The organism is Pannonibacter anstelovis, assembly GCF_036881715.1.
GTDB classification, from domain to species: Bacteria; Pseudomonadota; Alphaproteobacteria; order Rhizobiales; family Stappiaceae; genus Pannonibacter; species Pannonibacter anstelovis.
The window spans coordinates 1-24,415 of record NZ_JBAKBF010000013.1 but is presented as its reverse complement, the minus strand read 5'-3'; the positions used below and the strand labels follow the sequence as shown (position 1 = coordinate 24,415).

General features: G+C 62.5%; 23 protein-coding genes. 14 read left to right on the top strand and 9 right to left on the bottom strand.

What is annotated here, in order from left to right:
• Complete coding sequence (gene motA, locus V6L75_RS17650) at positions 1 to 894, bottom strand: flagellar motor stator protein MotA (protein WP_334252797.1); 894 nt, start codon at positions 892 to 894, stop codon at positions 1 to 3.
• Between the two features lie 195 nt (positions 895 to 1,089).
• On the opposite strand from motA, the gene V6L75_RS17645 reads away from it, so the two are divergent.
• From V6L75_RS17645 to V6L75_RS17620, 6 genes are all read left to right on the top strand, one after another.
• Positions 1,090 to 1,962 (top strand): DUF1217 domain-containing protein, encoded by an 873-nt coding sequence (locus V6L75_RS17645; RefSeq protein WP_334252796.1) that lies wholly within the window; start codon positions 1,090 to 1,092, stop codon positions 1,960 to 1,962.
• Positions 1,963 to 1,965: 3 nt separating this feature from the next.
• Positions 1,966 to 2,691, top strand: coding sequence for a flagellar basal-body rod protein FlgF (gene flgF, locus V6L75_RS17640; RefSeq protein ID WP_334252795.1), 726 nt, complete (start codon positions 1,966 to 1,968; stop codon positions 2,689 to 2,691).
• Complete coding sequence (locus V6L75_RS17635; protein ID WP_334252794.1) at positions 2,688 to 3,419, top strand: hypothetical protein; 732 nt, start codon at positions 2,688 to 2,690, stop codon at positions 3,417 to 3,419. Before flgF ends, V6L75_RS17635 begins: the two co-directional genes overlap by 4 nt.
• Positions 3,406 to 4,728 (top strand): flagellar protein export ATPase FliI, encoded by a 1,323-nt coding sequence (fliI, locus tag V6L75_RS17630; protein WP_334252793.1) that lies wholly within the window; start codon positions 3,406 to 3,408, stop codon positions 4,726 to 4,728. Before V6L75_RS17635 ends, fliI begins: the two co-directional genes overlap by 14 nt.
• Before the next feature lie 314 nt (positions 4,729 to 5,042).
• Positions 5,043 to 5,786: a response regulator transcription factor gene (locus V6L75_RS17625; protein ID WP_334252792.1), complete on the top strand. Its 744-nt coding sequence runs from the start codon at positions 5,043 to 5,045 to the stop codon at positions 5,784 to 5,786.
• A gap of 178 nt (positions 5,787 to 5,964) precedes the next feature.
• Positions 5,965 to 6,684, top strand: coding sequence for a glutamine amidotransferase (locus V6L75_RS17620; protein ID WP_334252791.1), 720 nt, complete (start codon positions 5,965 to 5,967; stop codon positions 6,682 to 6,684).
• Positions 6,685 to 6,700: 16 nt separating this feature from the next.
• On the opposite strand, the gene V6L75_RS17615 is transcribed toward V6L75_RS17620, so the two are convergent.
• Positions 6,701 to 8,023: a serine hydroxymethyltransferase gene (locus tag V6L75_RS17615; protein WP_334252790.1), complete on the bottom strand. Its 1,323-nt coding sequence runs from the start codon at positions 8,021 to 8,023 to the stop codon at positions 6,701 to 6,703.
• A gap of 108 nt (positions 8,024 to 8,131) precedes the next feature.
• Between V6L75_RS17615 and V6L75_RS17610 the strand changes: the two genes are divergently transcribed.
• From V6L75_RS17610 to V6L75_RS17590, 5 genes are all read left to right on the top strand, one after another.
• The gene (locus V6L75_RS17610; RefSeq protein WP_334252789.1) at positions 8,132 to 9,001 is read left to right on the top strand and encodes a LysR family transcriptional regulator; all 870 of its coding nucleotides are present in this window, start codon (positions 8,132 to 8,134) and stop codon (positions 8,999 to 9,001) included.
• A gap of 117 nt (positions 9,002 to 9,118) precedes the next feature.
• On the top strand, positions 9,119 to 9,901 hold the full coding sequence (locus V6L75_RS17605; RefSeq protein ID WP_334252788.1) for a crotonase/enoyl-CoA hydratase family protein: 783 nt from the start codon (positions 9,119 to 9,121) through the stop codon (positions 9,899 to 9,901).
• A gap of 62 nt (positions 9,902 to 9,963) precedes the next feature.
• The gene (locus V6L75_RS17600) at positions 9,964 to 10,998 is read left to right on the top strand and encodes a TRAP transporter substrate-binding protein (protein WP_334252787.1); all 1,035 of its coding nucleotides are present in this window, start codon (positions 9,964 to 9,966) and stop codon (positions 10,996 to 10,998) included.
• A 57-nt stretch (positions 10,999 to 11,055) separates the two neighbouring features.
• Complete coding sequence (locus V6L75_RS17595; RefSeq protein WP_334252786.1) at positions 11,056 to 11,580, top strand: TRAP transporter small permease; 525 nt, start codon at positions 11,056 to 11,058, stop codon at positions 11,578 to 11,580.
• Positions 11,573 to 12,895, top strand: coding sequence for a TRAP transporter large permease (locus V6L75_RS17590; protein WP_334252785.1), 1,323 nt, complete (start codon positions 11,573 to 11,575; stop codon positions 12,893 to 12,895). The genes V6L75_RS17595 and V6L75_RS17590 overlap by 8 nt, the downstream gene beginning before the upstream one ends.
• A 97-nt stretch (positions 12,896 to 12,992) precedes the next feature.
• On the opposite strand, the gene V6L75_RS17585 is transcribed toward V6L75_RS17590, so the two are convergent.
• Positions 12,993 to 13,484, bottom strand: coding sequence for a MarR family winged helix-turn-helix transcriptional regulator (locus tag V6L75_RS17585; RefSeq protein ID WP_334252784.1), 492 nt, complete (start codon positions 13,482 to 13,484; stop codon positions 12,993 to 12,995).
• 117 nt (positions 13,485 to 13,601) lie between these two features.
• On the opposite strand from V6L75_RS17585, the gene V6L75_RS17580 reads away from it, so the two are divergent.
• Complete coding sequence (locus V6L75_RS17580; protein WP_334252783.1) at positions 13,602 to 14,090, top strand: DUF3237 domain-containing protein; 489 nt, start codon at positions 13,602 to 13,604, stop codon at positions 14,088 to 14,090.
• Between the two features lie 30 nt (positions 14,091 to 14,120).
• Here the strand turns inward: V6L75_RS17580 and V6L75_RS17575 are convergent, their stop codons facing one another.
• Positions 14,121 to 15,221 carry an HD-GYP domain-containing protein gene (locus V6L75_RS17575; RefSeq protein ID WP_334252782.1) on the bottom strand — a complete coding sequence of 367 codons (1,101 nt, stop codon included), beginning with the start codon at positions 15,219 to 15,221 and terminating at the stop codon, positions 14,121 to 14,123.
• 558 nt (positions 15,222 to 15,779) lie between these two features.
• Between V6L75_RS17575 and V6L75_RS17570 the strand changes: the two genes are divergently transcribed.
• On the top strand, positions 15,780 to 17,993 hold the full coding sequence (locus V6L75_RS17570) for a SulP family inorganic anion transporter (protein WP_334252781.1): 2,214 nt from the start codon (positions 15,780 to 15,782) through the stop codon (positions 17,991 to 17,993).
• A gap of 60 nt (positions 17,994 to 18,053) precedes the next feature.
• On the opposite strand, the gene tcuB is transcribed toward V6L75_RS17570, so the two are convergent.
• The 3 genes from tcuB to V6L75_RS17555 are packed head-to-tail and all read right to left on the bottom strand — an operon-like array spanning position 18,054 to position 21,185.
• Entirely contained in the window at positions 18,054 to 19,139 is a 1,086-nt protein-coding gene (gene tcuB / locus V6L75_RS17565; RefSeq protein ID WP_334252780.1) for a tricarballylate utilization 4Fe-4S protein TcuB, read from the bottom strand.
• Positions 19,129 to 20,520 carry an FAD-dependent tricarballylate dehydrogenase TcuA gene (gene tcuA, locus V6L75_RS17560; RefSeq protein WP_334252779.1) on the bottom strand — a complete coding sequence of 464 codons (1,392 nt, stop codon included), beginning with the start codon at positions 20,518 to 20,520 and terminating at the stop codon, positions 19,129 to 19,131. Before tcuA ends, tcuB begins: the two co-directional genes overlap by 11 nt.
• A complete protein-coding gene (locus tag V6L75_RS17555; protein WP_334252778.1) occupies positions 20,517 to 21,185 on the bottom strand; it encodes a GntR family transcriptional regulator in 669 nt (222 codons plus the stop codon). Before V6L75_RS17555 ends, tcuA begins: the two co-directional genes overlap by 4 nt.
• A gap of 97 nt (positions 21,186 to 21,282) precedes the next feature.
• Between V6L75_RS17555 and V6L75_RS17550 the strand changes: the two genes are divergently transcribed.
• Positions 21,283 to 22,311 carry an AbrB family transcriptional regulator gene (locus V6L75_RS17550; protein WP_334252777.1) on the top strand — a complete coding sequence of 343 codons (1,029 nt, stop codon included), beginning with the start codon at positions 21,283 to 21,285 and terminating at the stop codon, positions 22,309 to 22,311.
• Here the strand turns inward: V6L75_RS17550 and V6L75_RS17545 are convergent.
• Together V6L75_RS17545 and V6L75_RS17540 are read right to left on the bottom strand one after the other, a co-directional pair.
• A complete protein-coding gene (locus V6L75_RS17545) occupies positions 22,292 to 23,257 on the bottom strand; it encodes a D-2-hydroxyacid dehydrogenase family protein (protein WP_334252776.1) in 966 nt (321 codons plus the stop codon). The genes V6L75_RS17550 and V6L75_RS17545 overlap by 20 nt on opposite strands.
• Positions 23,254 to 24,345 carry a 4-oxalomesaconate tautomerase gene (locus V6L75_RS17540; protein ID WP_334252900.1) on the bottom strand — a complete coding sequence of 364 codons (1,092 nt, stop codon included), beginning with the start codon at positions 24,343 to 24,345 and terminating at the stop codon, positions 23,254 to 23,256. The genes V6L75_RS17545 and V6L75_RS17540 overlap by 4 nt, the downstream gene beginning before the upstream one ends.
• Between the last annotated feature and the right edge of the window lie 70 nt (positions 24,346 to 24,415).

The following is a 24,415-nucleotide window of genomic DNA, read 5'->3' as shown; positions in this document are numbered from 1 at the left end:
TTACGCCGCTCCCTTCATTTCGGGGGCGCTTTCGCCGACGCCGCCGGAGTTCATGGTTTCGTTTTCGACTTCATCGATGGAGGGGCGGTCGGAAGCAGAGATGGTCTTGCGGCCATGCTCAAGCGCGACCTGCGGAGGCGCGCCGTTCATGAAGGCCAGCAGAGACTGCTTGACGATCACGTAAGGACGGAGCCTGGCCTCGCGCACGCCCTTCACCTTGTGGGCAACAGGTGCGACCAGTGCATAGGAGAGGAAGATGCCGAGGAACGTGCCGACAAGTGCGGCACCGATCAGTGCACCAAGGATCTGCGGAGACTGGTCGATGGCGCCCATGGCCTTGATGACGCCGAGCACCGCCGCAACGATACCGATCGCCGGAAAGGCTTCTGCCACGGCGGACAGGGCGTAGTAGGGCTTCATCTGATCGCGGTGGACCGTCTGCAGCTCTTCATCCATCAGCGCCTCGATCTCGTGGGCGCGGGCATTGCCGACAATGATCAGACGGAAGTAATCGCAGACGAAGGTGGTGAGATTCCTGTTGCGGTACACCGTCGGAAAGGCACGGAAAATCTCGGATTCCTGCGGGTTCTCGATATGCGGCTCAACCTCATTGCGGCCCTTGGAGCGCAGCTCGCGCATCAGTGCATAGAGCAGAGCGAGGATATCGAGGTAGTCTCGCTTCTTCGGCACCGAGTTCAGCACCGCCTCCTGCACGGCACGCATGGTGTCCTTGATCGTCTTCATCGGGTTGGCAACAAAGAATGTGCCGATTGCAACGCCAACGATGATCAGCACTTCGAAGGGCTGCCACAGAACCAGCACCTTTCCCCCCATGGCGTAGAATCCGCCAAGGAGAGAAGCCAGTGCGATGATGAGACCCAGCATGATTGTCACGAGCCAGCTCCTGCTTGGTGCGTGTGGGATGTCGATGCCCTCACGCTAGGAGACGAGGCTTGCCCGAGGCTGTTGAATTTTGCCGGGTTTTGGCGGGCGGGGATTAACCATGACGCCCCCGCCAGGCGGGGTTGCAGCGCCCGCGGTCAGCCCGGCGCAAGCCTTGGCGGCAAGACTGGCTGCAAGAGGTGCGCCATGCGCGCCGGTTTCTGTTGCCTGGCTGTCTGTCTGCGCCGGAGGGATGCGGATGGATACACGTTCTCCGGAAGGGCTGCGCCGATGATCAGCACATTGTTCCAGTATCAATTGGTAACGCGGGACCTGAACCGTACGCTCGAAAACACCGCCAAAGAACCTCAGGTCAAGCGCGAGACAGAGTATTATCTGAAGAATATCGAGAACATCAAGACGATCGATGATTTTCTGAAGGATACGCGTATTTTCAAATACGCAATGAAGGCATTTGGCCTTGAAGATATGGACTATGCGAAAGCTTTCATGAAGAAGGCGCTGGAGGAGGGGGTCGATAGCAGAGCCACCTTTGCCAACAAGCTCTCGGACAAGCGTTACGCAGAATTCGTCACGACGTTCAACTTCGCCCGCTATGGTGATACGGCGACGTCCTTTGAACGTGTCAAGCAGCCTGTGGTCGACTCATATGTCCGTCAGACACTCGAGCTGAATTCGGGCACACAGAACGAAGCGATCCGGCTGGCGCTGTATTTTGAGCGCAAGGCGGCCAGTATTACAGGGCCGTTTGATATCCTGGCGGACAAAGCGCTTGTGGAGGTGGTTTATACTTCGCTTGGCATGCCGAAGAATTTCGCCATGGCAAACATCGACAAGCAGGCTGCGGTTCTCAAGCAGCGCTTGAATTTCGACGAGTTCAAGGATCCGGCGAAGCTCGACACCTTCCTGCGCCGCTTTGCCACCATGTGGGATTTCCAGAACGGGACTCCTGCAACCTCTTCCATTGCGACGCTCATCATGGCCGGGCCCGGATCGTCGGCAGCCATTGGTGAGGGGCTTCTTTCGCAGATCCAGTCTCTCAGGCTAGGAGGACGTTGATCCATGCAGTCCGCACTTTATGTCGCCCTGTCGGCTCAGGTCGCTCTTTCCAACCGGCTGGAGACGGTTGCCCGCAACCTCGCCAACATGAACACGGCCGGTTACCGGGCCGATGAGGTGAAGTTTGCCGAAATTCTGTCCAAGGCGGGTGCTGACCCGGTCAGCTTTGCCACAGCTGGTGAAACCTATATCTCCCGGCAGGCGGGGGGGTTGACCAAGACCGACAATCCTCTGGATCTGGCTGTTGATGGGGATGGCTGGTTTGCCATCCGCGCCGGAGACACGGTTGCCTACACCCGTGACGGGCGCATGAAGATCGACGTGGACGGTGTTCTGCGCACGCTAAATGGCCATGACCTGCTGGATGCCGGCGGCCTGCCGATCCAGCTCGATCTCAATCAGGGCATGCCGCGCATCAGCCCGGATGGAACGGTGACGCAGGGCCTGGATATCGCCGGCGCTGTCGGCCTTTTCCGCATTCCCGATGACGCAAAGCTCCGCCGCTTCGAAAACTCGGGCGTCATCCCGGATCAGCCCGCAGAGCCGGTGCAGGCCTTTGATACGGCAAGCATTGTGCAAGGCTACACGGAGAGCTCCAACATCAATCCGATCCGTGAAATGACCAAGCTGATCATGCTCACCCGCGCCTTCGACAGTGCGACGAAAATGATCGATACCAGCAATGATACCCAGTCGCAGGCCGTGCGCGATCTGGGAGCGTCCTCGTGACGCCGCTGGGTGCCGTGCCGCCGGTCAAGCCGGAAGGCTCCGCCGTCAGCGTCTATTCAGCCCGGCAGTCCACGGAGGTTTCCTCCGGGGAAGCTGGCAGGAGTCTGGGGTTCCGCGATATCGTTGATATCATCAACCCTTTCCAGCATCTGCCGGTCATCGGCGAGGTTTACCGGAATGTGACCGGAGACGAGATCTCTGATGGCGCCAGGCACGCGGGGCATGCACTTTATGGACTGGCGCTGGGCGGCCCGCTCGGCATGGCCGGCATGCTTGGCTACGCCATGGCTGGCTCTGCCGTGGAAGGTGCATTGCAGGCCCCTGGCGCAGCGGATGACGCGGGCGCGGTTGTTGCCCGGGCTCCGGACGGGCAAGCCATTCCTTCAGCCAAGCCGCAAGTTGATGAGCTGGCAAGAGATCCTGCTCCTGCATCTCCGCAAGGCATCAACACGGATGATCCACTTGGGGTTCGTGTGGCCCGGTCGCGTGATGAGGCTGCGGCCGCGCCGGTGAACCTCACGCGCTGGCTTGCAGATCCGGCGGGCATTCCCGTGCCTCCGGGCAAGCCTTCCTCTGGCTCTAGCTCGGGCGCTGCCGAGGCGCGGTCTCAGCAGCAACCGTCTTCGCTGGATGCAGTTATCCAGCATCCGGCGAACCGCTTGCCGCTCGATGTGCTGGAAACCTTGCGCAACCGTCACAAGGATCTGATCCGCGATGCCCGCGCTTGACCGGCTGGCGCTTGCCGTTTCTGCAGCCTCAAAGGAAGTTGATCCGGTCCGCATCGGTGGCCGGGTCATTCAGGTGACACCGGGCGTTATTCGCGTGACCGGGCTGTCGCGCTCCGTCTGCATTGGTGATCTTGTACTCCTCGAGGGCAAGGGCGGCGAGCGGCGCGGCGAGATCATCCGCCTTGATGAGGATGATGTCTATGTGAAGCCCTACGGCAATCTGGCTGATATCGGCATCGGCGCCCGTGCATGGCGAAAGGGCGCACTGACAGTGCATCCGCATCAGTCCTGGAAGGGCCGTGTGGTCAATGCGCTGGGGCAGGCGGCGGATGGCAAGGGGCCCCTGCGCAGCAGTGCAAAAGCCATGTCGCTCGACAACGAGCCGCCGCAGATGCTGGAGCGCGCCCGCGCCCGTCAGCCCGTGCGCACGGGCGTCAAGGTCATTGACCTGTTCACGCCGCTTTGTGTTGGCCAGCGTATAGGTGTCTTTGCCGGGTCCGGCGTTGGCAAGTCCACGTTGCTTGCGATGCTGGCGGGGTCGGGTGATTTCGACACCGTGGTCGTCGGCCTTGTGGGCGAGCGCGGCCGCGAGGTGCGGGAGTTTGTCGAGGATGTGCTGGGCGATGCGCTGGAGCGGTCCGTCGTGGTCGTCGCAACCGGTGACGAGAGCGCCATGATGCGGCGCCTTGCACCGCGTACCGCAATGAGTGTTGCGGAGTATTTTCGTGGTCTTGGCCAGTCCGTGCTGCTGATCATCGATTCTGCCACCCGTTTTGCCCATGCGGCTCGTGACGTGGCGATGGCTGCCGGCGAGCCGCCAGTTGCCCGCGGCTATACGCCAAGCGTTTTCTCCGACCTGACCCGTCTGCTGGAGCGGGCCGGGCCCGGAGCGGAAGGGGAGGGGGCGATTACCGGCGTCTTTTCGGTGCTGGTGGACGGCGACGATCACAATGATCCGGTCGCCGACACGATGCGCGGCGTGCTGGACGGGCATATCGTTCTGGACCGTGCCATCGCCGATGCCGGCCGCTATCCGGCGGTCAATATCCTGTCGTCTGTCTCCCGCCTGTCCCAGCATGCGTGGACGCCGGAAGAGAAAGAGCTGATCCTGCGGCTGAAGGCCATGATCTCGCGCTATGAAGACACACGTGACCTGCGGCTGATGGGGGGATATCAGCCCGGCAGCGACCCGGCGCTTGACAAGGCGGTGCAACTGGTGCCGCGGATCTACGAGTTTCTGAGGCAGGATGCACGTGGATTGCCATCGCCAGACCCTTTTGGAGATCTGGCAAGAGCACTGTCTTCGTAGCAAGGAATGACGCTGCGGAAGATTAGGGCAAGAATGCCCCCTTGCTTTGCTCAGATTGTGTCACTATAATTTCACAAATATACCCTGGCGCTGGAGCCTGCGAAGGTGCGAATCGCAATATCTGTTTGATTCTAAATTTATCGATTTTTCCGAATTGGCGTCGCAAGTTGGCATTTATTTAAAATATTCAACTGCAGTGTTACGGGTTATTCGTCAAAATCACAGTTTTTTCGCCCTGCTGCTCCACGTTGTGTTTGACGCGGGCGTCTTATCCCCATACCAGTTGGTTGCAAGGCTGTGTTGGGGAAAACACCATGTTTGTGATTGTCGACTCGCGTGAAATCGTAACGGCAGGTTATGCCGCCGGTTTCGAGCGTGAAGGTTTTGCCTGTATGGCACTAACCCCGTCCGAGCTTCCGGAATGGGTCAAAACCGCCTCCGAAGATGATCTCGCCTCCATCGAGGCTTTTCTTCTGGGGGAATGCGAGGAGCGGCCCGATTTTCCGCGCCTGGTCCGGTCCTATTGTGATCAGGCTCCGATCCTGGCCCTGGATGAGCGGCCAAGTCTCGATCAGACGCTGGAGCTTTTCGCCTGCGGCGTCGATGATGTGCTGCGCAAGCCCATCCACGTGCGCGAGATCCTCGCCCGTGTCGGCGCTATCCGCCGCCGCACCATGACCGAGGCCGACAATCTCGAAGTTGGCCGCATCAAGGTCTTCTTCGATGGCCGGGACGCCCTCGTCGGTGGTGAGGTGTTCGAGCTTCCGCGCCGTGAACGCCGCATTCTGGAATACCTGGCCCGCAACCATGGCCGCCGCGTCACCAAAACCCAGATCTACAATGCCGTCTATGGCCTCATGAATGAGGAAGTCGACGAGTGCGTCGTCGAAAGCCACGTCTCCAAGCTTCGCAAAAAGCTTAAGGCGCGTCTCGGATATGATCCGGTCGAATCCAAGCGTTACATCGGCTACATGCTCAAGGCGCAGCCTCAGGAAGCCGCTTCCCGTCCTGCGCAAGATGCCCGCCGCAGTGCGACAGCCCCGGCCGAACGCGTCTGATTTTTATTCCTTTTTCCTTTACTCGCCTTATGGCTGCAGATTGTTGAAGGCAATCTGCAGCCCGCAGCTTGCGCGAAACTGATCAGTTTCGTGAGCACCGGCAGGTTGTCCCCAAGCCGCTGGTGATTTCCACAGAGCCCTTTTATTTTCTGACCGCCATAAAGGGGTTCGTTCGCACATGTCTTCCATCCTGATCATTCAGACCGGGTCTCCGCCCGCGGACCTGCGCATGCAATGGGGCGAGCAGGGCGACTGGTTCTGTTCCGCGCTGACTGGGCTCGGACTGGCTGTGTCCGTAGTGAGGCCGCATCTGGGCGAAGCTCTTCCGGAGCCTGCAGAGGTCCGGGGTGCTGCCATTACCGGCTCCTGGTCCATGGTAACGGACCGCGAGGACTGGAGCGAACGCACGGCGGAGTGGATCCGCAGCGCCATGGCTGAAGACCTGCCGCTTTTCGGTGTCTGCTATGGGCATCAGCTCATGGCCCATGCGCTTGGCGGCCGGGTGGATTATCATCCCGGAGGGCCTGAGGTCGGGCAGCTGCCGGTGACGCTCTCGGCCGCAGGCCGTGCCGACGCCGCCCTTGCAGGTGTGCCGCAGCAGTTCGATGTGTTCCTTACTCACGAGCAGAGTGTACTGGACCTGCCGGCTGGCGCTGAGGTGCTGGCCGGTTCCGCCCATGACCCGCATCAGATTCTGCGCTACGGCCGCAACGCGTTGTCCGTGCAGTTCCACCCGGAGTTTTTCCCGGATCTGATGCGCAGCTGCATCGAACGGCGCCGGTCTTCCTTCGAGGCGAAGGGGGCCGATGTTGCGGCGTTGCTCGCAGCCGTGTCGGAGACGCCGGTGTCCCGGCAGATGCTGCGCGAGCTCTGCGCCGCCGCCGCCGGGAGAGTTTGACGGGCTGACCGCCGCTTCAGGCGTGCACGTAATGCACGCCTGTGAACTGCCGCCGCAGCGCAGCCGTTTCCTTGGCCAGCGCTTCCGGTCTTCCGCCCGTCAGGGCTGCTGCGATCAGACGAGCCAGGTCCGGCGCAGTGTCAGGGGTGACGCCCCGGCGCACGAGTTCCGGGGTGCCGAAGCGCAGGCCATTCATATCCCCTTCAACCGATGCAACCGGAAGCCCGATGCCGCTGGCAAGGAAACCTGCCTTGCGCAGCGTCTTTGATGCAGCCTGTCCGCCGCCGAAACGCGCGGCCTCCAGCGCGAACTGGTGGCTCTGCGTCATGCCGCGCGGGGTTTCGAACACGGGTAGTCCTTCGGCTTTCAGGGCTGTTGCCAAAGCCAGTGACAGCTCTGCCATGGCGCGCGTGTAGGCGGGGCCGAAGTCGCGCCAGTCCAGCATGGTGAGCGCAAGAGCGGCTGATTTTCCGGCATCGAAATTGGCGGTCATGCCGGGGAAGGCGATGTGGTCCAGCCGTTCGGCAATCTGTGCATCCCGCGTCACGATCAGGCCGCCGGCCGGGCCACCGAGGCTCTTGTAGGTGCTCATGGTCATGAGATGTGCGCCTTCGTCCAGCGGATTGGCCCAGACGCCGCCGGCAATCATGCCGCACTGATGCGCAGCATCAAACAGCACATGCGCTTCCACTTCATCGGCAATCGCCCTGATCTCCCGCACGGGATGAGGGAAGAGGTTGAGGCTGCCGCCGATGGTGATCAGCTTCGGGCGCACCTCCAGCGCCAGCTTGCGCAGGCCTTCCAGATCCACCGTGTAGCCATCGGCCAGCACGGGTGCTGCATGGGTGATCAGGCCATAGAGCCCGGCGCATCCGGCCGCATGGTGCGTGACGTGGCCGCCGATGGAGCCGGGCGGGGCGATGATGACGTCACCCGGCTTCGTCAGCGCCATGAAGCCATAGAGGTTGGCCATGGCGCCGGAAGCAACGCGGATTTCCGCATGGTTTGCCTTAAAGACTTCGGCGGAGAGCTCCGCCGCGATGACTTCGATTTCCTCGATCGCCTCAAGACCCATTTCATACTTGTCACCTGGATAACCAAGGGACGGCCGTCCGCCGAGGCCGCGGGCCTGGGCTGCTTCAGCGCGCGGGTTCATCACATTGGTTGCCGGGTTGAGGTTAAAACACTCCTCATCATGGATGGCGAGGTTGCGGCGGATCAAGGCTTCGATCCGCCCAGCCGTTCCGGCTGATGTCTCTCCAGCCGTCGTGGCCGCGATTTCCATGACGCGGGTTTCGCAAGTTTCTGGGACCCAGTGGCGCCGGACAAGGCTGGTCATGCGGGACATCCTGTGAATGCACTTCGATAAGCCGAGGCTAGGGCGCCTTGCCGCTTGACGGCAACTCAGATCATGGAAAATCTAGGCTTAGAAAATTTGAGGCTCATGATGGCTGTTGCACCACCCAAGCCAAGGGATCTGCCGCTCAATGCCCTGCGTGCTTTCGAGGCTGCGGCAAGGCTCGGTTCCTTTGTTGCTGCCGCGCAAGAGTTGGGGGTGACGCCAGGGGCGGTGACTGCTCATGTGAAGGCGCTGGAAAAGACGCTGGGGGCAGGACTGTTCGAGCGCTCGCCGCGCGGAGTTAAGCTCACGCGGCTGGGGGAGCGGGTCAGTCCGGCCTTCACGTCTGCCTTTGACGCGCTGGCCGATGCGTCCCGCATTCTGCAGGCGGAAGCTGCACCCCGGCAGGTGCATGTTGCGACCCTGCCATCGCTGGCCCAGCTCTGGCTCTCTCCGCGCCTCCCGGCCTTGCGCGCGGCGGCGCCCGAAATCTCCATCTCCATCACGGCCATGGAAGAGCCGCCGAACCTCAAGCGTGCGCCCTATGATCTTTGCCTCTTCTATGGGGAGGATGCGGACGGCTGGCTGGCGCGGGACGTGATTTTCCCCGTTTGCTCACCTGCTCTTGCCGCGAGACTGGAGGGGGTGGAAAACCTGGCCGATGTGCCCTGCCTGCAGGATGCCAGCTGGGCAGATGACTGGGGCCTCTGGGCTGCTGCCCATGCTCCGCATGTGCCTTTGCGGGCTGGGCCCGTGTTTTCCCTTTATTCTCTGGCGCTGGAGGAAGCCATCAATGGCGCGGGCGTCCTCATCGGGCATGAAGCACTGGTGACACGGCAACTGGCAGCAGGCATGCTGGTTGCACCTTTTTCAGGAAGAGTTACTCTCCGGCGCGGGTTGCGGCTCTGGTCCTCGCGCCGTCCTGCACCGCGCAGCCCGGCCGCCCGTGTGCGGGACTGGCTGCTGGCCAGTGTCTGAGGCTGCTGCGTCCGCGGCCATTCCGGCCATGCGTGTTTCCCCTTAAAAACCGCTATGAGAATAAACTGTTCACTGCTATAACAATCTCGATCCACATGGATCGGGAGGGAGGACCCGATGCGTGAAGCAGTTCATGGAACGGATGTCATGCGCGTTGAGGAGCGCGAGGGCATTGCTGTTCTGACATTCAACCGGCCTGAAAAGCGTAACGCCATGAGCGATGCTCTGGTGGATGCGCTAGACCGGTTCTTTTCGGCGCCGCCTGCCCATATCAAGGCTGTGGTGCTGACCGGCTCGGGCGGCCATTTCTGTTCCGGGCTTGATCTGGCCGAGCATAAGGCGCGGTCTGGCGAGGACACAGTCTATCACTCCCGCAACTGGCACCGGGTTTCCGATCTCATCGAATATGGCCGTCTGCCCGTCATATCGGCGATGACCGGTGCCGTTATTGGTGGTGGACTGGAGATTGCCGCCTCGACCCATGTGCGTATTGCCGAGCCTTCGGTGCGGTTCCAGCTGCCGGAGGGCCGCCGTGGCATCTTCGTTGGCGGAGGTGCGACTGTGCGCATCGGCCGTCTGATCGGCGCAGACCGCATGCGGGAGATGATGCTCACCGGCCGTAGTTATGGTGCGCAGGAGGGGCTGGCCCTCGGTCTTGCCCATTATGTGGTGGAGGAAGGTGAGGCGCTCGGCAAGGCGATGGAAATCGCCATGCGCGTCGCCGCCAATGCGCCGTTCTCGAACTATCTGATGATCCAGGCTCTCGGCCGCATCGACGACATGTCACGCAGCGATGGCCTGTTCGTGGAAAGCCTGGCGGCGGCCATGTCGGTCACAACGCCGGATGCGCAGGAAGGCCTCAAGGCCTTTCTTGAAAAGAGGGCCCCCAGCTTCCGCTGAGGGTTTCGGAGGAGGAATACACCCCAGCCGGGGTCCGGCTGGGGTGAAACGGGAGGAAAGACATGAAGAAGCGTGGACTTGTAGCACTGATGGCCGCCGGGCTCATGGCCCTTTCGGCTCTGCCTTCTGCGGCCCAGGAAGTCACCCTGCGCCTGCATCAGTTTCTGCCGCCGGCCGCGCCGGTCCCTGCCAAGATCCTGAAGCCTTGGAGCGAGGAACTGGCAAAGGCCTCCGGTGGCCGCATCAAGGTCGAGCATTTTGACGCGATGTCTCTCGGCGGGCGTCCGCCGGAGCTGATGGACCAGGCGCGTGATGGCGTCGTGGACATGATCATGACGGTCGTTGGCTACACGCCTGGCCGTTTCCCGCGCACCGAAGTGTTCGAACTGCCGTTCATGATGACAGACCCGGTCGCAACCTCGCTGGCATTCTGGAACATGGTGGACAGCGACTTCCAGAACAATGAATACCAGGACGTCAAGGTTCTGGGTGCATGGGTGCATGGCCCCGGCGTCATTCACTCCATCGAGCCGGTTGCCAAGCTGGAAGACATGAAGGGCAAGACGGTGCGTGGTCCGACCCGCGTCATCAACGACCTTCTGTCCGAACTGGGCGCAACGCCGGTCGGTCTGCCACTGCCGGGTATTCCGGAAGCGCTTTCCAAGGGTGTCATCAGTGGCACTGTGATCCCCTGGGAAGTGACGTCTTCGATCCGTTTGACTGAACTCGTCAAGAACCACACAGAGTTCGGTGGCAGGGAATCGCTCTACACCGCAACCATCGTGCTGGCCATGAACAAGGACAAGTACGACGCGCTGCCCGATGATCTGAAGGCGATCCTGGACGCAGAGTCCGGTGCCAAACTCTCGGCTTTCGCTGCCAAGGTCATGCATGACTATGACGCTCCGGCGCGTGAAATTGCAGTCAAGGCCGGCAACAACATCATCACGCTCGATGAGACGGAAGTTGCCCGCTGGAAGGAAGCTTCCCAGCCGGTGATCGGCCGCTGGGTTGCCGATATGCAGACCAAGGGCATCGACGGACAGGCGCTCATCGATCAGGCCAAGAAGCTGATCGAGGAAAATACAGCCAAGTAACCCTGTTGGACCGGGCGGTGCCCGCCCGGTCCTTCCCCACCAGCAGGATGACGCACCGTGTATGCTTTCTATTTCAGAACCGCTGACTGGGTTGCGCGCGCAATGGCCTATCTGGGTGGCGGCGTGCTTATCATCCTGACAGCGCTTGCCTGTGTCTCAATCATCGGGCGTATCCTGATCCCGTTCGGCCTGCAGCCGGTCAGGGGCGACTATGAATGGATCGAGATGGGCGTTGGCTTCGCCATTTTCGCCTTTCTGCCCTGGTGTCACCTCATGAGGGGCCATGCCAGCGTCGATCTGCTGCAGCCCGTCTATCCGGCGCTCATGAACCGGATGCTTGATGTGCTCATCGATCTGGCGATGCTCGGTGCCGCTCTGGTGATCACCTGGCGCCTCTGGCTCGGTATGCATGACAAGATGCGCTATGCCGAGACCACCTTCATTCTGCAGTTTCCTGTCTGGCAGGCCTATGCGGCTGGCGTCGCAGGGTGTGCAGCCTTCATCTATGTCGCCGTGTTCTGTGTTCTGCGCTCCGCCCGGGCGCTGACGGGCAGGACAGGGGGAGAAGCGGCAAATGTCTAATATTGAGCTGGGGCTCTGGTCCTTTCCGGTTTTGCTGGCCCTGATCTTTCTGCGCTTTCCCATCGCCCTTGCCATGCTGGCGGTCGGGCTGGGCGGTGCATGGATGGTGACGGGCAGCAACATGATGATGCTGAACCAGCTGAAGAACCTGACTTTCGGCACATTTTCCAACTATTCGCTGTCCATCGTGCCCCTGTTCCTGCTGATGGGCCAGTTCGCGACACTGTCCGGCATGTCATCATCGCTCTTCAGCGCTGCTGCCTCTTTCCTGGGGCACCGGCGCGGCGGTGTGGCCATGTCCGCAATCGGTGCTTCAGCCGGTTTCGGGTCGATCTGCGGCTCTTCGCTGGCCACCGCCGCAACCATGGCGCAGGTCGCGCTGCCGGAGCTGCGGCGCTATGGCTACCCGGGCTCCCTGTCCACCGGTGCGCTGGCAGCGGGCGGCACGCTGGGCATTCTTATTCCGCCGTCGGTGATCCTCGTCATCTATGCCATCCTGACCGAGCAGAACATCGCCAAGCTCTTTGTCGCGGCGATGATCCCGGGCATTCTGGCAGCCGTTGGCTACATCATTGCCATTGCCATCTGGGTGCGTGTCTCGCCCAATTCCGCCGCCGTGCAGGAGCGCGTGCCGTGGTCTGGCCGTCTTGCAGCGCTGGCGAGCGTATGGCCGGTGCTGACCATTTTCCTGGTGGTTGTTGGCGGCATCTATCTCGGCTTCTTCACCCCGACCGAAGCGGCTGCCGTTGGCGCGGCGGGCACTGGCGTTGCGGCCGTCGCGTCTGGCGGCATGAGCTGGCAGAAGCTGCGCAAGGCCATTCTGTCCACCGCATCCTCTACGGCGATGATCTTCCTCATCGTTCTGGGGGCGGCGGTCTATAACGGCTTTCTGGCCCTCACCCAGTTGCCTCAGCTCTCGGCGCAATGGGTCGGCAGTCAGGGCTTCTCGCCCTGGTTCGTGCTCAGCATCGTTCTGCTGATGTATCTGGTCTTCGGCTGCATCATGGACTCCCTGTCCATGGTCCTGCTGACGGTTCCGATCATCTATCCGGTGATGGTTGGGCTTGATTTCGGCATGTCGCCCGATGATTTCGGCCTGTGGTTCGGCATCTTGGTTCTGATCGTCGTCGAGGTCGGCCTGATCACACCGCCGGTTGGGATGAATCTCTTCATCATCAACGGATTGGCCAAGGATATCCCGATTGGCGAAACCTTCCGCGGTGCCATGCCCTTCGTGGTCACGGACCTTGTGCGCACGGTCATTCTGGTGCTGTTCCCGCCGATCACGCTGGCACTGGTCTGGCTCATCTACTGACGGGCGCCGGTCCATGGCGGGCCTGCAAAGACGAACGGCGCGGAGATGATCCGCGCCGTTCGTCTTTATGATCTCTCCAGGAACTGAGAGGGAGCCGTCAGCCGCCTTCGGCAGACCGCCTCACACGCATCAGCAACTCCAGCAGTTTGGCCTGCTCATCAGGCGAAAGGACGGAAAAAATCCGCTCCTCATGGCCGAATACGGCCGTCAGCGCCCGTTCGTACAGCGCGCGGCCTTCCTCTGTCGGGTGCAGGGCTTGAGCGCGCCGGTCACCCTCCACCGGCATCCGGCTCAGGATGCCGCGCTTCTCCATGTCATCGATGATGGACACGAGGCCCGAGCGCTCGATCCCCAGCTGCCGGGCAACTTCGCTTTGTGTGATGCCCGGAGATTCCACGCTCATGGACAGCACGGAGAACATCCGCGGTGACATGTCATCATCCGTCAGCGCCTGACGGAAGTCATTCTGAACGAGAATATAGACGCGCTTCAGATTGTAGCCGATCAGCTGGTCAAGCTTTTCCATCGGCTCGGCGGTGCCGGCAGCTGTTTCTGCCCCGCCGTTGTGGTTCTCCCCGTCGCCTGTCATGGGGCGGGTTTCCTCCGGTTCCCGGGCTGATGCATCCCTCGCGTCTTGCAAGAAAAAGCGCCGCCTGCTTATGTTGTTTATGAGGTTAACAATATACACTTCACCGGAGGAAAGTCCATGCCCCAGCCTGTCAGTGCGCCCGTTGTCTTGCCGGTTCCGCAACTCGTTCATGTCTGCAATCTTGAGGTCGAACTTGCCCCAATCATGGAGATGGGTGCGGGGCGTGCGGGCAAGCGGCGGATCATCCCCATCATTGGCGGAAAGGTGACGGGACCGCGCCTCAACGGCCGTATCCTGAATCTGGGAGCCGACTGGCAGACCATCTTCGCCGATGGGCTTGCCGAACTGGACACGCGCTATGCCATGGAGACGGACGACGGGGCGGTGATCGAGATCATCAATTTCGGCTTCCGCCATGGTCCGGCCGAAGTGCTGGCTGCCGTGGCACGGGGCGAAAGCGTGCCGCCGGGATCCTATTACATGCGCACGCAAGCCAGGCTGGAAACGGGGGATCCGCGCTATGGGTGGGTCAACCGCACCCTGTTCGTTGGCACCGGCGCCCGCCATGCGCAGGCGGTCACAGTCTCTCTGTACGCCGTCGAATGAGCCGGGGACCCTTCCTGCCCAAAGCCGGTATCAGAAGCCGCCTGCCTTGCGTTTCACGGTGGCCACCCTGTCGGCCTCAAAGGCAACCTGTCTGAACATCTTCAACAGGCCCTGGTCGATCTTGCGGCCCATGTCGACCAGAATGCCATAGGCCTGACGCGGGCTGAGTGCGGGCTTGTAGGCACGCTTCTCGGTGAGAGCCGCATAAATGTCGCAGATCGTCAGCATTCGCACGCTGCGGCTGATTTCGTCGCCTTTCAGCCCGTCCGGATAGCCACTGCCATCGAGATATTCATGATGGTGAGCGGCGATGTCGACAACCTCGTCCGAAATGCCCGGCTGTCCGAAGAGCAGTTCACGCGACTTGACCGGGTGCATCTTGATCGCGGCAAACTCCTCATCCGTCAGCTTGCCGGCCTTGTCGAGGATGGAGAGAGGGATGAAGACCTTGCCTACGTCATGCAGCAGCGCCGCGGTGCCGAGCCGCGCCCTTTCATCCACCGTCATGCCCATCACATCGGCAAAGGCGAGAGCGTAACCCGTCACCAGCATGGAGTGGCAATAGGTGTGGCTGTGGTGCATCTGTACTGCGGCTGTCCATGCGTCCAGCCCTTCCACACGAAAGGACGACAGGGTCAGGTCCACGGCGCGCCCGATCTGCGCAACCGGAAAGGGCTCGTCCGAGATGGCGGACGTAACGCAATCACCGAGCGCCCGGCTCACGGCCTGCACAGACTTGCGCGTTGCCGGTGGCACATCTCCGGGGATCTCGGGCATGCTGTAGGAGCCGAGCAGCCGCTCGACATCTTTCAGCACGGTCTTTACCGGACGGATGCGTGACCAAACGAGCGTTGTGCCAAGCGAGTTAGCCTGTACTTCGTCCCGGCGGTTGTTTGGCCGTACAAGTGCAACACTTGTGACGTTGCGGGTCTCAGACAGCGCCTGACGCACCGTCTCCGTGTCGGCATCTTCAGACTCTGAGACATCGATCAGCACCAGATCTGCTGCAAACAGGCCGGCACGGTGTGCGTCCCCGTACTCAAACAGTTCGGCAGGGTAAAGCTGGCCGAGTTTGTGCATGATAAGGGGGCAATGATCGAGGTTTTTAACTAGCAAGACTAGCTTGAACACAGGCCATCTCTCCCAAAAATTCGCAATATCTTCTAAATTGGGACTTCTAAATTTCAGTAAATCCGCTTGAAGAATTCAAGGATTCCCCAACGTTCGTGCCCGCATGAGGTCCTTTGTTTATGGGGCGCAGACATGAGCCGGGAAAGGCCTTCCTGTGTGCAGACGGGCGATGCACGGCCGGAAGCAGAGCTCTGCGTCAGCAGAAGCGTCAATGTGTGTTGATGCTTGCGCGCAGGATTGGCCACATTCCAGCGCACGGGCTGCAAGCCACAGATTTCAAGGGAAAAATACGTTTGCCTCGGCCGGAAGCTTCATGCTGTATTTTGCAGGTGAATGCAGAGCTCCGCTCAACCGGGACTGGTTCCCTGCCAGTGGCTCTGCACTTGAGAGGCGTGCGGGGCCGGGAGTAGAGCGCTTCCGGTTCCAAGGCTGAGGCCTCATAATCTTTCTGCATTGGTTTGCCATGACATCCAGCCAGTTTCAGTTCCAGACCCTGTGCAGGTTCAGGATGCCCGTTTTATTGAAGACACCTGGGCCACGGGTCAGGCAGGCGTGGTCATGAAAGAGCATCTGCGATCTGTCACCGCAGGCCTGACCGCAGGCCTCGACAATCTGGGCACGGGCGTTGCCTTTGCCGCGCTGCTGTTTGCCGGGCCGCTGGCAGCGGGGCTTGGCATGGGGGTGGCGGTGCTGCTGCTCAGCGGTGTCATCCTGTCGGTCTACATCGCGCTGCGCAGTCCCTACGTGGGCAATGTGGCGCTTGTGCAGGAAACCAGCATTGCCATCCTCTCTGCCTCCATGGCGGGCATTCTTGCGGGCATGCAAGGGCAGGAGACCGACCGGCAGATTGCGACCATCCTTGCCATTCTGGGCGTGAGCACTCTGGTGACCGGGGTGATGTTCCTGCTGTTCGGCCGGCTGCGGCTTGGTACGCTGGTGCGGTTTCTGCCCTATCCGGTCATTGCCGGGTTTCTGTCGGGCACCGGCTGGCTGCTGATCGAGGGGGCGCTTGTCATGGTGACGGGGGAGCACAGCCTTGCCGCCATCGCGTCCGGTTTCGCGGCGGATCTGTCTGCCAGCGTGAAAGACCCCGTATTCCTCGGCGCCCTGCTGCCTGCCGTGCTGATGGCACTTGTGCTTGCAGTCAGTCTCGCCTGTCTGCCGCATCCGCTGACCATGCCGCTGGCGCTGGCCGGAGCCATGGCCGCCTTTTTTGCCGTGCTGGCCGCTGCCGGAATCTCGACGGATCAGGCCCGCGCCTGGACCTGGCTGCCAGATATTCCAGCCGATGCCATGGTCAGTCTGCCGTCACCGCTCTGGATTGCGGGGCAGGCCGATTGGGGGGCTGTCGTGCAGGCGCTTCCGCTGATGCTCGGCATTGCCATCCTCAACATCATTGGCCTGCTGCTCAACACCAGCGGGCTGGAGGCGGCCTTTGGCCGGGAGGTGGATGCCAATGCGGAGCTGCGCGAGAGCGGTGTTGCCAATCTGCTTGCCGGGTGTTTCGGCGGCGCGCCTGGCTATACCGGCCTCAGCCTCACCCTGCTCGCTGCCAGGATGCAGGCGGCAACCCGTCTGACGGGCATAGCTGCCGGGGTGATCCTGCTCATCAGCCTTGCCTTTGCCGGGACGCTTGCCGCCGCTATGCCCGGGTTCCTTGCCGCCGGACTGATGATATTTCTGGGCGCGGAGCTGATTTACCACTGGGCCATCGCCGCCCGCCGCAAGCTGCCGCAGGGCGAATGGCTGATTGTTCTGGCTATTCTTGCCTCCATCGCCGTGCTGGGCTTCCTCTATGGCCTGATGCTGGGGCTCGCCTTCTCGGTGGTCATGTTTGTCTACAATTATGCCCGCCTGCCGGTGGTGCGCATGGCTGCCGATGGCCGCCAGCTGCGCAGCGGCGTGGACCGTTCGGCGGAAGCCGTGCGCGCGCTCGACCGGGAGGGAGAACAGATCCATGTGCTGCGCCTGCAGGGCTATCTCTTCTTCGGCACGATGGAGCAGGTTGTGGCCCGCGTGCGCAAGCGGGCCGGTCAGGCATCTGACACACCGCTGCGGTTTCTCATCATCGACCTCAGCGGCATGAGCGGCATGGATTCCGCCGCTGCCGCCGGCTTTGCCAAGATCCACGGGATGACAGAGCGGGCCGGGGTGCGCCTGATCTTCAGCGCCATGCCGCAAAGCGTCTCTGCAGCGCTGGCCCGTTCCGGTCTGAACACAGGAACCGGAGAGGGAGACAGCGCGCATTGCGTCACCTGTACGGCCGATCTCGATCATGCGCTGGAACTGTGCGAGGACGTGCTGCTGGTGGAGGAAAAGCTGCTCCCGGCCGGGGCGGAGATCTCTCATCATCTGGAATCGATCCTGGGGCCGCACCCGCGCCTTTCCGATCTTGCTGGCGCCATGGAGCGCTTGGAGCTGGAGCCGGGCACGGCCCTGATACGGGCAGGCGACCCGGCGGACGACGTGTTCCTCGTCGGCGAAGGGCGCGTGCGTGTGGAGATGAGACTTCCAGATGGGCGCAGCCTGCGCCTGCGCACCATGACGGCCGGTGCGGTGGTGGGTGAGGTTGGCCACTGCCTCAACGGCAAGCGCACCGCCGATGTGGTGGTGGAAAGCCCCGCCACCGTTTACCGTCTTTGCCGCGCGGATCTTGAGCAGCTGGAGCGCACCGACAGCGAACTCGCCCTTCTCTTCCACCGCCTGCTTGCCGTCACCCTTGCCGAAAAGCTGGTGCTTGCCAACCGGCTGGTGCAACTCGCGCACGGATAAGGCAAGAGGTGGCCCCAAAACGTGCGTTTTGAGGCCACCTCTGGAACTGCATGTTCCCTCTTACTCTCCGCCGGCCGGAGCCGGTTTGGCAGCTTCCGCCACAAGGGCGGCGAGGCGGAAGAAGCCGTGCACCATCTTGGAGAAGGGCATCAGCAGGAACAGCACCATCACGCAGGCCAGATGAATGGCCAGCAGCGGTCCGGTCAGGTCCGTGCCGGTGGCGGCGTAAAGCGCAAGCCCGGTGAGAGCCACGGCCCCAAGCAGCAGGATGAAGGCCATTTCACCGCCCCAGACCCTGACCGCGCCAAGCGCGGCATCCGCCCGCAGCTTCAGCCAGGCCAGTCCGGCAGCGCCAGCCACCATCATCACACCACCCGGGACACCCAGCAGTTTGGGCAGGGAGAACAGCGGGTAGGGCGCTTCCCAGCCGAAGGCGTAGTGCATGACAGTTCCGCTGGCGGTTGCCGCAAAGCAGAGCAGGAAGCCATACATCATCAGCTGGTGGAACACCCGGCGGCGGTTGCTGAAGCGGTCACCATCCTCGAAGTTGCAGCCTTCGCCGTGGCCGCCTGAGAGGTTCTTCATCCGGGCGGCATTGTCAAAGGCGCGCAGAACGTGGATCAGCCGGAAACGGCCGCCGCCGGTCTCGCGCCAGTAGTCACGCACCGACAGGGCAATGAGCCCGAGCGGGGCCAGAAACGCGGGCACGAAGATCGCCACCATCGTATTATGCGCCAGATGGGCGTAGAAGCCCGCGCCATCCTGCGGCTTGAAGGCAGCAAGAGCCCAGAAGAAGAAGGCTAGCGCAGCAGCCAGAAGCCCGGCCATGGCGACGCCATGGGTCTGGAACAGCCGTGCGATGGCCTGCGGGCGGGCCAGCCGCTCCCAGCTTTCCACGCGGACCTCGGCCAGAGCCGCCGGAATGTTCAGATTGAACTCGTGCGGCGCAGTGTACTGGCAGGCGTAGTAACAGCCCCGGCAGTTGTGGCAGAGATTGGCCAGCTGCGTCAGGTCGCCATCAGCAAAGGCCTTCTGCCGGGTCATCGCCGGAAAAACCGAGCAGAACCCCTCACAGTAGCGGCAGGCGTTGCAGATCTCGATCTGGCGGCGCGCCTCGTCGAAGGAAGATGTGGTGTCAAGCGGCATGGGCGGCGGCCTCCTTGCCCGCAATACGTCCGAAGACAGTGCCAATTGTCATACCGAAGCCGGCCAGATAGCCCTGGCCAAGGATGGAGCCGGCCATGATCTCGCCGGCAGCCCAGAGATTGCTGATGGGGCCGGCGGCGCTGTGCACCTGTGCACGGCTGTCAACCTTCAGGCCCAGATAGGTGAAGGTCACGCCGGGGCGCAGCTCGTAGCCATAGAAGGGGGCTGTATCCAGCGGTCGCGCCCAGTTGGTCTTGGGCACATTCAGCCCTTCCGTGCGCAGGCCGTCGAGTTCGGTCGGGTGGAAGGGGCCGGGGCGGCATGCGGCGTTGAAGTTGTCGACGGTGCGGCGCACGGCTGCCGGCTCCAGCCCCATTTTCGCAGCCAGTTCCTCGATTGTGTCCGCCTTCACGGGCGGGAAGACGGAGGGCATGAACAGGTCGATCGACTTGGCATCAATGAGCGCATACCCGACCTGATCGGGCTGGGCAGCCACCAGACGGCCCCAGATGGCATAGCGTTTCGGCCAGACATCCTCGCCTTCGTCGTAGAACCGCTCGCCATCCTTGTTGAGCACGATGGAGAAGGGCACGCAGTCGAGGCGGGTGACGATGCCGCCGTCATATTTCGGGGCGCGGCCGTCAATGGCGACGGCATGGCATTGGGTCGGGTCGCCAACGGATTCCGCACCCTGATCCAGCATGTCCCGCAGCACGGTTCCGCGGTTATAGGGGGTGCCGCGGATCAGGAAATTGCGGGCCGAAGGCCCCCAGGCGCGAGCCAGCCAGTCGATGTCGGCCTGAAAGCCGCCCGAGGCCAGAACGAAGGTGCGGGCCTGCACGGTGACCGGCTGTCCGGCGATCTCCACCTCGAGGTGGCTGATGCGGCTGCCGTCCAGATGCACGTGCTTGACCTGCGCCTCATAGGCGATCTTCACGCCCAGGTCGCTGGCGGTGTTGTAATAGGCGTTCACCAGCGCCTTGCCGCCGCCCAGGAAAAAGGCGTTGGTGCGCGACAGGGACAAGGTGCCGGAGAGCGAGGGCTGGAACCGCACGCCATGCTCCTGCATCCAGGGCAGGCACTCCTCCGAAGTGCGGATGGCAAGGCGCGCCAGACCTTCATCCGTCTTCCCCTTGGTCACCAGCATGAGGTCGTGGAAATATTCCTCTTCCTCGTAGGTGCCGGTGAGGGGGAAAGCCGGTCCCTTGTGCATGCAGCGGAAATTGCGTGTGTGGCGCGAGTTTCCACCCCGGTAAGGCTTCGGAGCCCCTTCCAGGATCAGAACGCTGCAGCCCGCTTCCGCAGCGGTGATGGCAGCGCAAAGCGCTGCATTGCCGCCGCCGACAACAGCAACGTCAAATGTGCCGGGCCAGTCTTTCATACGTCATCCTCCAGCGGAATTTCGCGGCCACGCATGCTGCGGATCCGGGCCGACAAGGCAGCTTCCACATGCGCACGCATCGCCGCTTCAGCGCCCGCGCCATCGCGGGCCTCAAAGGCGGTCAGCACCGCCGCATGTTCGGCCACGGCCAGCGCAGCGCGCTCAGGGTCCGTCAGCGTGCTGGGGCCCAGAATGAGCAGGGTCTTCTGCAGGGCACTGATCGACTTCAGCAGAAACCGGTTGCGTGCGGCATCGAACAGGGTGCGGTGAAACTGCCGGTTCAGCTCGCGGGCCTGCGGGCCAGCAGGCGCTGCCGCCAGCTCGTTGTTGAGGGCGGCGAGTTCCGCCAGCTCGATGCTGGAAGCCGCGCGTGCGGCCAGCCGTGCAGCCGTGCCTTCCAGCACCGCCCGCATTTCATAAAGCTCGACCACTTCCGCATGGTCCAGCGTGCGGATCGAAGCGCCCTGCCGGGGCAGGTGGACGACAAGGCCATCGGCTTCCAGTTGCCGGATCGCCTCGCGGACCGGCGTGCGGCTGATGCCCAGCCGCTCTGCCAGTTCGGTCTCGCGAAGGCGCATACCGGGAGCCAGGCCGCCATCGCGGATGTCTTCCAGCAAGCGGCGGTAAGCTGCCTGGCCCTGCGGGATTTCATTGTCCTCAGCCATAGGGTAAACTCGCTTGTGTCCTTTAGTATCCAGTCGTATACATCTGGATACAAGAAAGCGCAAGGAGGCAAGTGTGCGGGCGGACCTGACAAAAAGCATGACAAAAAGGATGATGACGCTTGCCATTGCGGGGCTGGGTGTGGCGGTGTTTTACCTGCTCGGCCTGCCTCTGCCTTTTCTGTTTGGCCCGATGGCCGCATGCCTGCTGGCGGCGCTGTCCGGCGCACCGCTGAAGGGAATGGGCACGGTCTCGATTCTGGCGCGGACGGTCCTTGGCGTTGCCGTGGGGGCCTCCATCACGCCCGAGGTGGTCGGACGCATTCCCCAGATGGCTGGCAGCGTTGCGCTGGTGCCGGTTTACGTGGCGATGATCGGGGCCGTTGGCATGCCCTTTTTCCGGCGCCTCGGATATGATCCGGTGACGTCCTGGTACGCGGCCATGCCCGGCGGCCTGCAGGACATGGTGATCTTCGGTCAGGAGGCCGGGGCAAATGTCCGGGCGCTGGCCCTCATTCATGCCACCCGCGTTCTGGTCATTGTCACCCTGGCACCTATCATTCTGACGTCCCTGTATGGAGCCAGTCTCTCGGGCGCTGTTGGGGCGCCAATGCGGGACCTGCCGGTGATCGAGCTTCTGCTGATGGCTGGGGCGGCTGTCATCGGCTGGAAAGGCGGGGAGCGGATCGGGCTTTTCGGTGCAACGATCCTTGGACCGATGATCGTGACGGCGGTCCTCTCCCTGAGCGGTTTCATTCACAGCCGTCCGCCCGCCGAGGCGATCCTTGGGGCGCAGCTGTTCATCGGCATCGGAATCGGCGTTCAGTATATGGGGGTGACGCTTCGCGAGCTGCGCAGCTTCATCCTGTCCGGTCTTGCCTTCGTCGTGCTGCTGGCCGGGCTTGCAGCTCTCTTCACAGAGATCGTGACGCTCTCAGGTCTTGCGCAGCCGGTGGAAGGTTTCCTCGCCTTCGCGCCGGGTGGCCAGGCGGAGATGACGGTGCTGTCGATCGTGGCCGGTGCCGATCTCGGCTTCGTCATCCTGCACCATCTGACCCGCATCGTCATCGTGATCCTGGGCGCGCCGGTTGCGGCGCGCCTCATTGGGGTCAAAGCACCTCCGGATTGACCAGGTGCACCGGCTTGCCAGCGGCAAAGGCATTGACCTGATCGAACACGTCGGCGAACTGCAGGTCGAACTCTTCTTCCGTCACAAAGCCGATGTGCGGCGTTGCAATCACGCGCGGATGTGACAGCACCGGGTCGCTGGCATCGGTCAGCGGCTCCTCGTCGAACACATCCAGTGCAGCAAGTCCGGGACGGCCCGCATCCAGTGCGTCGCGCAGGGCACCGGGGGCGATCAACCCGGCACGGGCGGTGTTCACCAGAATGGAGCGGGGCTGCATCAGGGCAAGATCCGCAGGCGTGATGATGCCCTTGGTCTCAGGCGTCAGGCGCAGATGCAGCGTCACGATGTCCGACCCTGCGAAAAAGGCCTCACGGCTGGCGGCGACTTCTCCGCCTTCCGCGGCGGCTCTCGCCCGTCCGGCCTCTGATCCCCACCAGATCACTCTGGCGCCGAAAGCAGCGGCATAGCCGGCGATGAGCCGGCCGATCCTGCCATGGCCATAGATGCCGATGGTTTTGCCCTGCAGCGTGCGACCGACACCGGCCTGCCACTGTCCGGCCTTGGCACTCGCCATCTGCTCCGGCAGGCCGCGCAGCGCGGCCAGAATGAGCGCCCAGGTCAGTTCTGCTGCGGCGTGGTTGGGAACCTCAGCCGGCTTCATGGAGGCAAAGGCAACGCCATTGGCCGTGCAGGCGGCAACATCCACATGCGGCCAGGCGCCCCGGCCGGAGATCAGCTTCAGGCCCGGAAGGGCCGCAAGCAGATCAGCGGTCACACGTGTCCGCTCGCGGAAAAGACAGACAGCCTCCGCCCCCTTGAGCCGCGCGGCCAGCGCAGGCCCTTCCACGTGATCTGTCCAGACCGTCACCTCATGCCCCTTGAGCCGCTCAAAGCAAGGCAGATGGCGCAGGGTGTCGGACCAGTCGTCCAGAATGTGGACCTTCATTTGCCACCCCACACGTCTGCCGGCACCATCACCTCTCCCTTGGCGAGCAGGCGTGCCGTGCGCAGCAATCCGGCCGACTTGAGCGCGAAGCCGCCTGGGCCGTTCTCATAGTCGACGGTCACGTCAATCACGCCGCCGGGATGCTCGATGAGCACCAGCGCGGGCGTGCCCTGCGGCGCGGTGAACAGTCCTTCGGCCACGGTGCCGGGGGTGAGCACGCAGGAGGCAAGGCACTGGGCGCCGGTCACCGCCATGGTGGGATGGCAATTCCAGGGCATGAAGTAGCGTGCGGTGATGGTGCCGCCGTTGCGCGGCTCAGACAGTAGCGCAAACTTCGGCGTCACGGACTTTTCCACATTGCCCATGCCCATCAGCTCACCCGCCTTGCGGCGGATGGGTTCCATCCGGTCGTAGAAGGCCCGGTTGGCGTCCAGTTCCTCGACCGTCTCGGCGCCGCTCAGGCCGAAATCGGCAGCGCGGGCGATGACGATCGGCATGGCGACATCCATGCAGGTCACTTCGATGCCGTCAATCACGTCCCGCAGATTGCCTGTCGGCAGAAGCGCGCCGGTCGCAGAGCCCACTACATCCATGAAGTTGAGATAGATGGGCGCAGCCGTGCCCGGAACGCCGTCGATCGCGGCATCTCCGGCATACTCGACCTGTCCGCCGGGGGTGCGCACAACGGCCTCAACCTTGGCGCCGGTGTTGACCGAGAGGATGCGGATGCGGGTTTCGTCACCCTGAGGGGCAATCAGGCCCATCTCGATGGCGGCAGGACCGACGCCCGAAAGGATGTTGCCGCAGGTGGGCTTGAAATCAACAAGGCCATCCTCGACGCTGACCTGAGCGAAGAAGTAATCGATGTCGCAGCCGCTCGTTTCGGAGCGGGAAAGCATCGCGACTTTGGTCGTCACGGCCGCGCCACCGCCGATGCCGTCAATGTTCAGCTTGTGCCCGGAGCCGAGCGCCGCCACGAGAACCCGGGCCAGCGTCTCGCGGTCCTCCGGCAGGTCTTCCCGCCGGAAATAGGGGCCGCGCGAGGTGCCGCCGCGGAAAAAATGGAAAGGAATGGCTGTCTGCACCATCATGATCTCCTGAAGCCGAAGACTGGTTAAGCCCTTGCGGCGTTTGAGTATTTCCAAGGCGTGATGCGTC

Coding starts and splice junctions, on each gene's coding strand:
- V6L75_RS17645 (WP_334252796.1), top strand. CDS start 1,090: ATGCGCGCCGGTTTCTGTTGCCTGGCTGTCTGTCTGCGCCGGAGGGAT.
- flgF (WP_334252795.1), top strand. CDS start 1,966: ATGCAGTCCGCACTTTATGTCGCCCTGTCGGCTCAGGTCGCTCTTTCC.
- fliI (WP_334252793.1), top strand. CDS start 3,406: ATGCCCGCGCTTGACCGGCTGGCGCTTGCCGTTTCTGCAGCCTCAAAG.
- V6L75_RS17625 (WP_334252792.1), top strand. CDS start 5,043: ATGTTTGTGATTGTCGACTCGCGTGAAATCGTAACGGCAGGTTATGCC.
- V6L75_RS17620 (WP_334252791.1), top strand. CDS start 5,965: ATGTCTTCCATCCTGATCATTCAGACCGGGTCTCCGCCCGCGGACCTG.
- V6L75_RS17615 (WP_334252790.1), bottom strand. CDS start 8,023: ATGACCAGCCTTGTCCGGCGCCACTGGGTCCCAGAAACTTGCGAAACC.
- V6L75_RS17610 (WP_334252789.1), top strand. CDS start 8,132: ATGGCTGTTGCACCACCCAAGCCAAGGGATCTGCCGCTCAATGCCCTG.
- V6L75_RS17605 (WP_334252788.1), top strand. CDS start 9,119: ATGCGTGAAGCAGTTCATGGAACGGATGTCATGCGCGTTGAGGAGCGC.
- V6L75_RS17600 (WP_334252787.1), top strand. CDS start 9,964: ATGAAGAAGCGTGGACTTGTAGCACTGATGGCCGCCGGGCTCATGGCC.
- V6L75_RS17590 (WP_334252785.1), top strand. CDS start 11,573: ATGTCTAATATTGAGCTGGGGCTCTGGTCCTTTCCGGTTTTGCTGGCC.
- V6L75_RS17585 (WP_334252784.1), bottom strand. CDS start 13,484: ATGACAGGCGACGGGGAGAACCACAACGGCGGGGCAGAAACAGCTGCC.
- V6L75_RS17580 (WP_334252783.1), top strand. CDS start 13,602: ATGCCCCAGCCTGTCAGTGCGCCCGTTGTCTTGCCGGTTCCGCAACTC.
- V6L75_RS17570 (WP_334252781.1), top strand. CDS start 15,780: ATGAAAGAGCATCTGCGATCTGTCACCGCAGGCCTGACCGCAGGCCTC.
- tcuB (WP_334252780.1), bottom strand. CDS start 19,139: ATGCCGCTTGACACCACATCTTCCTTCGACGAGGCGCGCCGCCAGATC.
- tcuA (WP_334252779.1), bottom strand. CDS start 20,520: ATGAAAGACTGGCCCGGCACATTTGACGTTGCTGTTGTCGGCGGCGGC.
- V6L75_RS17555 (WP_334252778.1), bottom strand. CDS start 21,185: ATGGCTGAGGACAATGAAATCCCGCAGGGCCAGGCAGCTTACCGCCGC.
- V6L75_RS17550 (WP_334252777.1), top strand. CDS start 21,283: ATGACAAAAAGGATGATGACGCTTGCCATTGCGGGGCTGGGTGTGGCG.
- V6L75_RS17545 (WP_334252776.1), bottom strand. CDS start 23,257: ATGAAGGTCCACATTCTGGACGACTGGTCCGACACCCTGCGCCATCTG.
- V6L75_RS17540 (WP_334252900.1), bottom strand. CDS start 24,345: ATGGTGCAGACAGCCATTCCTTTCCATTTTTTCCGCGGCGGCACCTCG.